Source organism: Succinivibrio sp., from assembly GCF_045124615.1.
In the GTDB taxonomy this organism is placed as follows: domain Bacteria; phylum Pseudomonadota; class Gammaproteobacteria; order Enterobacterales; family Succinivibrionaceae; genus Succinivibrio; species Succinivibrio faecicola.
Map to the genome: position 1 here is coordinate 1 of NZ_JBGVMC010000245.1, position 9,722 is coordinate 9,722.

A 9,722-nucleotide genomic window follows, 5' to 3' on the forward strand; every position below is an offset into this window, starting at 1 on the left:
CGAAGAATTAATGCATGATCAAAATTCTTTAATACATCCCATGCAGTTTTTTGAATTTCATTGCATGGAAAAACCATATTTACACCAGGTTCAATGGTGTCTTCAACTTCAATTGTAAGGCAGCCAGTATGTCCATGAAGATATTGAGCCTCTCCCTGGAAGCCATAGAATCTGTGAGCATACTGAAGGTCAAGAGTGGCGATACTTCTCATAAAAAATCTTCTTATTAAGAATTATTATTGATATTATTGATATTCTTAATATAGGAGATATTACAGAATTTTCACCTTTGAATGTGAAAGAATTTGATATATTTCAAATTTTATTACTCAATATTAGCTTATTGATTATTATTCTTATTAATAGTCCAATTCATATCTAATTGAGCATTAAGGATATAATCATGCATATTTATAAGGCTTGAACGATGGCCAACACTTATAATCAGAGATCCCTTAAGCTCATCTCTAATCATAGTATATGCTCTCTTTTCAAGATCCTCATCAAGAGCTGAACTTGCCTCATCTAAAAACAGCATACCAGGCTTTAATATAAGAGCTCTGATTATTGCAATTCTCTGCTGTTCGCCTAAGGATAACATTGATGAGTAATTGTCTACTCTATCTAAATCCTTAATAAGATGTGACAGTGATAACTGCTCTAGATACTTTTCTGCAAGTCCGTCATTTCTTGCTTCATCAGGATAGTATATTGCATCTCTTAAAGAGCCCTGTGGAAGATATGGTCTTTGAGATAGGAACAATGAGTTCTTATTCTCAGGCAGAATGATATCTCCATGTGCATGAGGCCAAATACCTGCAATAGCCTTAATGAATGTGGACTTTCCGCAACCTGATGGACCTCTTATCAGTAATGAACTGTCTGATGCAAGCTCAAGATTCAGATTATCGCAAAGCTTTTTTGCCTTTGGAGTAAACAGTGAAAGATTATCAACCTTAAAGCTGTTTCCTGAAAACTTAGGTTTAAGGCATTTAATCTCGTTACTTGAATCCATACTGTCAAAAAACAGAGCAAGACGGTCTACAACTGCTTTATAGTTTGCCCATGATGAGAATGAACTTATAACAGTTGAAAGTGAATCCTGTACTCTACCGAACGCAGAATTAATCTGCATGATTGAGCCAATGGTAATAATCTTTGCAAAATACATCGGAGCTGCAATTAAAATAGGGAAAATAACAGCTGTCTGAGCATAACCTAATGTAAAGAAACCAAGTCTCTTTTCTCTTTTAATCAGTCTTATATAGTTTTTAACAACTTCAGAAAAACTATAACCAAGATACCTCTCTTCTGATGAATGACCTTTATAAAGAGAAATAGACTCAGCATTTTCTCTTACTCTTATAAGAGAGAAACGAAAATCAGCTTCAAATCTCTGCTGTCTGAAATTAAGTCTTACAAGTGGCTTTCCTATCTTGAAGGTAATAAGCGTACCTACAAGAGCATAGATAATTCCAAGATATAACATATATCCGTTTGGAAGATGCAGACTGTAGCCAAAAACATCCATGGTAACTGCATAAGACAGATCCCAGAGAACAACACCGAATGTGCCTAGCATTGCAAGATCAGATGCTGTTCCTAAAAGTAAGGAAATGGTATAGCTTACAAAGCTGCTTAAATCCTCTGAAATACGCTGGTCTGGGTTTTCTGTTTTTCTGTCTTCAAGCTGCATCTTGTAATAGGTATCACTCTCAAGATAATCTTTCATTACTCTTGTTGTGAAGAAACGTCTCCATCTTATTGCAAGAACAGATCTCAAATAGGAATTATAAACAGATACGATTACATGGATTGTAGCAAGTATTGCAAAGAGCATCAGCTGATACTTGAATCCTTCAAGATTGTACTGCTGAACAGTGTCCCAAAAGTCCTTGTACCAGGTATTGAAAACCTTGGCTAAATAAATAGCACCTGAGGTTAGACCTATGATGAGAGCAAGGATAAACCATGAAAATAATGATTCTTTTGAAGTCCAGTAGATTTTTATCATTCTTGCTGCTGCCTTTACGGAAACCTTTAAAGGCAGACTGTCTGAGCCGTGAAATCTCTCTCTTAGACTTTCTGAATCGTGCTCATCTTTAAAAATCGAGGTTTTAAACATTGTTTTACCTTAAAAACTTTTCGACGAGTCTTGCAACGCCATCTTCTTGATTTGTAAGTGTAACTACTGTTGCAGCTTCCTTTACACTATCAAAACCGTTAGCCATAGCAACACCAAGACCTGCAGCCTTAATCATAGCAAGATCGTTATCAGCATCTCCAAATGCCATGGCATTTTCAGCTTTATAACCTAATGTTTCGCAAAGCTGTGTTAAGGCTGTACCTTTTGTGGATTTATGAGGTATAAACTCAAGGAAGTGTGCCTCTGAGCGAAGAACTGCAAAGAATGATGAAAGCTCCTCAGGAACATTCTTTGATAGTCTGTCTAAATCCTCTTTTGGACCTACAATAAGGATTTTATAAAACTCATCTGTATCCTTAAAATCATAGAAATCTACCTGTTTAAAACCAACATTTCCATTGTCGATTTCTCTTTGGGTATGAGGATTGTGATCTTCAATTACAAGACCGAAATCCTTTGTATAGGCATGAACTTTAAGAGAATTTGCATGAGCAAGATCTACAACCTTTCTAATAATAGAAAAAGGAGCTGTTTTCTTGCATACTAAAGGGAAGTGAATATCACTATTAGCTTTTATATAGTCAGATAGTCTTGCTACACCTGCACCATTAAAACAAACTGCATAAGAATTCTCATTTAAACAGCCAAGCATATCCATATAACGAACTGCACTCTTAGGATGTCTTCCTGTTGCAATTACGATTGAATATCCCTGATTCTGTGCTTTTTGAAGTGTGCTGATGGTATATTCACTGATAGTCTTATCATCTCTTAAGAGTGTATCGTCAAGATCAAGAGCTATAACCTTGTATTTGTCATAATCAACAGGCAGTGTGTCTAATGTATATTTAGCCAAAATTGTCTCCTTTATCTAATACAGGATAAAGTTTACCAAAATAGGTATCACTTGAGAATTGAAAAAGCGATTAAATGGCAATCTTCCATTGGGTAAAAGGAACAAAACGAAAAAAGTCCACCGCACAGGATGGACTTTATCTAAACTATTGAATTATTCAGATTAGTACAGCTTGGTACATACTGAAATTGTATCAGAAACTACCTGACCAACATTTGCAAAGTGACATTCATAAGAATGGCCCTGCTCATCTCTTACCTTGAACTTACCGTTATAGGTCTTAGTTGGGTTGGTTCTGTATGCATCAGTTTCATCCTCATCAGGCTGAATTACGATGGTAGGCTTGTTTCTTGGCTGCACAGTCTCGGTATATACACCGTCATCAGTTGTAGGGTTAGACTGTAAAGATGAAGCATTGCGATTTGCTTTCTTTGATTTTTTCTCTGAACCACCGCTTAATGAGAAGTTGAATAAAGCGCCACCGCTTTCACCAAATTCTTCTTCAATATTTACTTCTTTACCGAACTGCTCCCACTTACCATCAGCATTGCGCTTCTTACATGATGCCTGTGTAGTCTTGCTCAGATTTGCACCCATACGGCATCTGTAACGGTTATCCTCTTTGTCTAAAACTTCAAAGGTAATATCATTTAATCCAGTTCTGATTGAATCGCGATCTAATGTTAAATTATCTTCTGCAATATCAAGAGTTTCAGCTGCTTTTTCTTTATAATCTGCATCAGTTGACATCATTGTTGATAATGCAGCACAACCTGTCAAATTAAGAGCACCTACCACAGCAATTGATAATAACAGTTTTTTATTCATTGATATAAAGTCCTAATCTATTAAAAATAATGAAAAGATTTTAGCTATTTGACCGTGTGTTTATAAATAAGTTCTACTCTTAGGTGCGATCTGTGTCACTAAATTACAAAAAGAGCCAGTTTCCTGGCCCTTTTGTTTACTAGGAGTTAACCCTAAACACCAGCTTTCTTTAAAGCTGCATTTACAATTTCCTGAGCTTCAGTTTCGATACGCTTTAAGTGATCTTCACCCTTGAAGCTTTCCATGTAGATCTTGTAAACATTCTCAGTACCTGAAGGACGTGCTGCAAACCAGCCATTCTCTGTTACAACCTTCAGACCACCGATAGCAGCACCATTGCCAGGAGCACAAGTTAACTTATCAATAATCTTCTCACCTGCAAGCTCACTTGCTTCAACAGCAGATGGATCAAGTTTCTTTAATGCACTCTTCTGAGCTGGATTTGCAGGAGCATCAACACGATCGTAGTAAGGGCGGCCATACTTCTCGATTAGTGCATTGTAATGCTCTGATGGATCCTTACCAGTTACTGCAAGCATTTCAGCGCTTAACAATGAAGCGATGATACCATCCTTATCTGTAGTCCAAACAGAACCATCCTTGCGTAAGAATGAAGCACCAGCTGATTCCTCACAGCCAAAAGCTAATGACTTGTCAAACAGACCTGGAACGAACCACTTGAAGCCAACTGGTACTTCGTAAGCCTTGCGGCCTAAACCTTCAGCAACACGGTTCATCAGATTTGAACTTACTACGGTCTTACCAACCATTGCGCTCTTAGGCCAGTTGTCACGGTGTGTATAGATGTAGTTGATTGCAGCTGACAGATAGTGGTTTGGATTCATTAAACCGCTGTGACATACAATACCGTGTCTGTCATAGTCAGGATCGTTACCCCAGGCAATATCAAAATCATCCTTTAATGAGATTAGACCTGCCATTGCATATGGGCTTGAACAGTCCATTCTGATCTTGCCGTCACGGTCAATACACATGAATGAGAAGGTTGGGTCAACAGCATAGTTTACAACCTTAAGATTTAGGTTGTACTTATCTGCAATTCTATCCCAGTAGTAAAGACCTGAACCACCGAGTGGATCAACGCCCATCTTGATACCAGACTGTGAAATTGCCTCAAGATCGATAACCTCACCTAAAGCATTAACATAGTCTGAGAGCATATCATGCTCTTTAACATTAGATAACTTGATAGCCTGAGAATAAGGAATTCTCTTAACGCCCTGAAGCTTGTTCTTTAGAATTTCGTTTGCTCTGTTCTGAATTACTGATGTAATTTCAGTACCAGCAGGACCACCATCAGTTGGATTATATTTGAAACCACCGTTTGATGGAGGATTGTGAGATGGAGTGATAACAATACCATCTGCTAAACCAGAGGTACGGCCTCTGTTGTAATTTAAAATTGCAAAAGAAACTGATGGAGTTGGAGTGTAACCATGGTCGGTCTCAACACGAACCTCAACACCGTTAGCACCTAGAACCTCAATTGCTGTTGCTAAAGCAGCCTCTGATAAAGCATGAGTATCCATACCGATGAACAGAGGACCAGTGATTCCCTCTTTCTGACGGTACTCAGCGATTGCCTGTGAAATAGCAAGAATATGAGACTCAGTGAATGAACCGTTTAATGAAGTACCACGGTGTCCTGAAGTACCGAAACTTACTAACTGCTCTGGATCATCTAAATCAGGAGTATTCAGATAATAAGCAGCCATTAAACGAGGGATATTATCTAAATCTGCAAAGGTAGCTTTCTGACCAGCTTTCTGATGCAATGCCATGTTTTATTTCCTTTTTTAAGTTAATTCCAGCAACCTACAAAAGCAGGATTAAAAACACCTGAATCGGTTGAGAGAACATAAAAACAAAATTTTTTTAGATATTACCATAAATTCGTGATCAAATATACAAAATTACGAAATATAAAAAGAAGAAATGGCTTATAAATCGCAAAGCCAAAATATGAACTGAAATTGTGCACAACAAAAATAACAAAGGCCTCAAACCATATGGCTGAGGCCTTGTGAAAACATCCAATAAACCAGTTATTAGTTGTTTACGTTCTTCTTTAATTCTGCACCAGCAGTGAATGAAGGAGTCTTGGTTGCAGGAATGTTAATAACTGCACCGGTCTGAGGATTTCTGCCTTCACGAGCAGCTCTTGCTGTAACCTTGAAAGTACCAAAACCAACTAACTGAACGCGGTCACCTGAAGCTAAAGCTGCACTGATTGTCTCTACAACTGCCTCTAAAGCCTTGCGTGAACTTGCTAATGGTAAACCAGAACGATTTGAAATCTGCTCGATTAGTTCAGACTTATTCATAAACTAAATATCCCTAATTTTTTTAAATCAAATTTAATAAATTATTTCAGGTAATTCCTGATTAACGCCCTATGTATTATTGTTTTTATATTTAACAAACATCCTTTAAGCGTTTAAACGTCGGCTAGTATACGCTATAAAAATTTTTTTTGTAGTCTTGACTAAATACAAAAATGCATAAATATCATATTCTTCGATTTTATGTATTTTTATTTATGTTTAGTTAATTACTTGATTTATAAGTCTTTTATACAAATTCATCTGATAATTTATAAATATTATTTTTTTTTATTTTTTTTTACAAAAAAAATACTTGTATTTTGTATCAGACAACAAATATGCGCCTTTTCTACACACAAAAAGCATCATTTTCTTGAGAAAAAAGAGACTTCTTATAAATAAATATCAAATCTATAAAATAGCACTTTTTGCTTACTTTATTCAGAGGCAACATCATAACCATAACAAAAAAAAGAAGTAAACGGTATAGGAATGAGGTTTACTGCTGTTTTATAATTTAATAACGATGTGTGAAATCAAATCACGTTGTGTAATTCAGGATCGATGAATTCCAGAGCTGATGACTTTTTTCTTGAAAAGATGGCATTTAAAGAGTGATATGAGTTAACTTTTAAGAGAGGTTTAAGTCCAGCTACCAGCATAATGTTATTGATAGCTAAGCCACCTTCAGTGACGGAACAGCTCTTTTTGCTGTTTTGCAGTCTTGATCCTGTCAGATAATCATTAGTGTGTAAAAACAAGATCTCATCACCAATCCTACCAGCCAGAACCTTAGCTCCAGATAGACTGTCAGAGATATTTTCAATGCTCATAGGTGTACCGTTTTGTTTGAGTTTGAATTCCATGAGTCTGAACAGAAGTAAAGAGATAAAGCAACATAGGATATGACCTCTGATATGTTCAGGAGTGTAAACATACATAGGACGTAACTGCACATTTGATTTTAAAATTCTGAAACATTCCTCGATGCGAACCTGACGATGGTAAGCTTCTCCTAGCTCCTGAGATGTAAGATCATGTTCACTGTCAGGAGCTTTCTTATAGACAACTGCAGCATAACCACATTCTCTAAGTCTCTGTTCATAGATATCCTGTTTAAAGGAGGCTGCGATATTACCTTTAGGATTTTCAGTAGAAACCAGTCTCTGCCAGCTTTTGAGAGATGATGAGATATGCTGTTTGGAATTAATGGCATTAAGAGCTTTCTGATGGTCAATCTCAAGCAGTTTTCTGTCTCTTAAATATCTCTCCTGTGAAAAGGAAACAACCAGACTGCAGGTAATTTCAATGGTCTTGCCTCCCTGGGATTTAGGCTGTTTTACAGTCTTTTTGTAATCTTTAAAAACTTTGAAACGGTATTGTTCCTTAGGAATATTGAGACCGTCAGTTTCCTCCCATTCATCATAGTCTTCAGAGGTCATACTCTCAGGAGACTTTAGGTATTTACTGTATTCAGAAGAGAGATTGGAAATCTTTTGTGCAACCAGAAATCCAAACTTCATATCCTGCAGCATTTTTAGGTTTGCGACAGAATTCAGACCTCTGTCAGCCACAATCACAGCATCTTTAATTCCATACCTGTTTTTAAGGTTATCAATGGATTGTTTCATGGTGTTAAATTCAGAGCTGCCACCTGAATAGATTTCATAATCCAGAGGAAATCCGAATTCATCAATTACCAGTGCAATGGATACAAGCGGTAAATCAGAACGGTGCTCTTTGGACAGTCCTCTCATTCTTAAAAAGAGTTTCTGTCTGATGGTTTTCTGCAGGTCAGAAGGAATTTTTTCATAAATGAGGTTGTCATCCTTATCAAGGAAAGATGCTACATCATCAAGTTCAAGAGTACTTTTATTCTTTACCTTTGCTTCTGACGGTAAAAGCAGATTGTGCTCTCTGCAGTAATCTGTAATAAGTTTAAAAGCTTCACATCTTAACTTTTCATCATCGTTGAAAAGTTGCTTCTCCTCATCTGATAATGGAGTCTCGAAATAAACATTGGTTACATCATAGAACATCATAGTGTTCTTACGACCTGTGATTTCATGAGTCCTTCTGCTGAGATTTCTTACAATGGTGTCTTTATGTTTACTGAGAAAAGATAAAGCTGCATACAGATTGTTTCTTGAAATATCTTCTAAAGGTTGAGAAATGAAACCTGTTCTTGCTGCGTAGGCATCATTGACTGAACGAGGATCAAGTACTTTACATCCTGCAAGGTAGAATATAGCTCTGTTAAGGTCAAACTCGCATTTTGAATTATATGCCTGCAGATTGAGTATGGTCCTTTCCAGTTTTAAGTCATTCCTCCATAAAGCTCTTAAAGGTTCAAGTCCGTAACATAGCAGAGGGTAAGGATTGGCTTCCCCTTTATCATGTTCACTCGACCATTCAAGTGCACTTGTAAGGTTAGATGCTGTAATCTGCTGACTGAGAATATCTTTTTTTAACTTTTCATCAGCAGAAACACCTGCATACTTTTCTTTCAGCTTTTTAAGTGCATCAGGATCGGAAGCTGTAAGCTCAGAAAGTTTTCCAAGCTTTTCAACAATTTCTTGTTTAATAGTTTTACCTGCTCTTACCGACCTGCAAAGGTAGACATACTCAAATCCTTTTTTACCAGACACTCTAACGAACATGGAACAATCCTCCGAACCTTAACTGTATGGGATTATATCACATATTCAACACAATATGCATCACATAATTATTAAAATCAAAATTTCAAAAATATAGCCCGCATGCGATTTACGGGCTCTTTTAGTCAATTTTTGCTAGGAAAGACAGGGTAATCTTTTACCTCAATCTAATTCTAAATTTAGTATTATCTACAACCATTATAGAATCTCTTCCATTGGTAAGAATAATAGCTTCTGGGTGGTAAGAATACATATAGTTATACTCTTCACAATAGACAACATATTGTTCATCAAGGAAAATTGCTCTATTCCATTCACATCCTTCAAAATCCCCGTTCTTTTTAAATTTTCCTGACAAACTATTACCATCCATGTACCCCGTTATATAACCTTTATAGAGTACTTGATATCCAACAAGATCTGATAAATTAACTCTTGCGTTAGTTATATTTGTAAACATCATAAAAAACGTAAAAAAAAGAAATCGCAACATTATTACTGTCCATCTATTCCGAAAAAATTTTGTATATACAATGAAATAATAGTAATCCTATCATGTTATTCTAAAAAAAAAGCGGTTTGTGTCAAGATAGTTGAGACAAATTTTTGCGATGACAAAATGAAACGGACTTTGATCACAGTTTAACCAAGGTTGTAATTCACTTATAATCTGCTTTAAAAAAAACGAATTCTTTTGAGCTAAGGATCACGGTGTACAATTTTTTTTGTGATTTAAGGATCATGGTGTGATAATTTTCTGGATTTTTGAGGATAAATCTGATCAAATAATGATAGGTTAGGCTTTAGAAAAACAATTATGGAAAGCAAATTCATTGCATCTGAAAAATTAGAGGAGCTTGCACGCTCTTCTAATCGCTTTTCATCAC

General features: G+C 36.3%; 8 protein-coding genes. All 8 read right to left on the reverse strand.

The window, feature by feature from the left end; all coding sequences use genetic code 11:
• Positions 1–212: 6-carboxytetrahydropterin synthase (locus tag ACJML3_RS06400; RefSeq protein WP_406021638.1), on the reverse strand; the 212-nt coding region annotated here is incomplete at its 3' end.
• A gap of 128 nt (positions 213–340) precedes the next feature.
• Positions 341–2,125 (reverse strand): ABC transporter ATP-binding protein/permease, encoded by a 1,785-nt coding sequence (locus ACJML3_RS06405; RefSeq protein ID WP_406021640.1) that lies wholly within the window; start codon positions 2,123–2,125, stop codon positions 341–343.
• A gap of 4 nt (positions 2,126–2,129) precedes the next feature.
• The gene (locus ACJML3_RS06410) at positions 2,130–3,002 is read right to left on the reverse strand and encodes a Cof-type HAD-IIB family hydrolase (protein ID WP_219937637.1); all 873 of its coding nucleotides are present in this window, start codon (positions 3,000–3,002) and stop codon (positions 2,130–2,132) included.
• Positions 3,003–3,164: 162 nt separating this feature from the next.
• On the reverse strand, positions 3,165–3,830 hold the full coding sequence (locus tag ACJML3_RS06415) for a hypothetical protein (RefSeq protein ID WP_219937638.1): 666 nt from the start codon (positions 3,828–3,830) through the stop codon (positions 3,165–3,167).
• A gap of 152 nt (positions 3,831–3,982) precedes the next feature.
• Positions 3,983–5,632 carry a phosphoglucomutase (alpha-D-glucose-1,6-bisphosphate-dependent) gene (gene pgm / locus ACJML3_RS06420; RefSeq protein WP_219937639.1) on the reverse strand — a complete coding sequence of 550 codons (1,650 nt, stop codon included), beginning with the start codon at positions 5,630–5,632 and terminating at the stop codon, positions 3,983–3,985.
• A 267-nt stretch (positions 5,633–5,899) separates the two neighbouring features.
• A complete protein-coding gene (locus tag ACJML3_RS06425) occupies positions 5,900–6,175 on the reverse strand; it encodes an HU family DNA-binding protein (RefSeq protein ID WP_219937640.1) in 276 nt (91 codons plus the stop codon).
• Positions 6,176–6,711: 536 nt separating this feature from the next.
• A complete protein-coding gene (locus ACJML3_RS06430) occupies positions 6,712–8,835 on the reverse strand; it encodes an IS1634 family transposase (RefSeq protein ID WP_406021643.1) in 2,124 nt (707 codons plus the stop codon).
• A gap of 157 nt (positions 8,836–8,992) precedes the next feature.
• Positions 8,993–9,208: a hypothetical protein gene (locus tag ACJML3_RS06435; RefSeq protein WP_406021645.1), complete on the reverse strand. Its 216-nt coding sequence runs from the start codon at positions 9,206–9,208 to the stop codon at positions 8,993–8,995.
• Between the last annotated feature and the right edge of the window lie 514 nt (positions 9,209–9,722).

Bases quoted from the DNA above. Each gene is read 5' to 3' on its own strand.
- ACJML3_RS06405 (WP_406021640.1), bottom strand. From the start codon at position 2,125: ATGTTTAAAACCTCGATTTTTAAAGATGAGCACGATTCAGAAAGTCTA.
- ACJML3_RS06415 (WP_219937638.1), bottom strand. From the start codon at position 3,830: ATGAATAAAAAACTGTTATTATCAATTGCTGTGGTAGGTGCTCTTAAT.
- pgm (WP_219937639.1), bottom strand. From the start codon at position 5,632: ATGGCATTGCATCAGAAAGCTGGTCAGAAAGCTACCTTTGCAGATTTA.
- ACJML3_RS06425 (WP_219937640.1), bottom strand. From the start codon at position 6,175: ATGAATAAGTCTGAACTAATCGAGCAGATTTCAAATCGTTCTGGTTTA.
- ACJML3_RS06430 (WP_406021643.1), bottom strand. From the start codon at position 8,835: ATGTTCGTTAGAGTGTCTGGTAAAAAAGGATTTGAGTATGTCTACCTT.
- ACJML3_RS06435 (WP_406021645.1), bottom strand. From the start codon at position 9,208: ATGGATGGTAATAGTTTGTCAGGAAAATTTAAAAAGAACGGGGATTTT.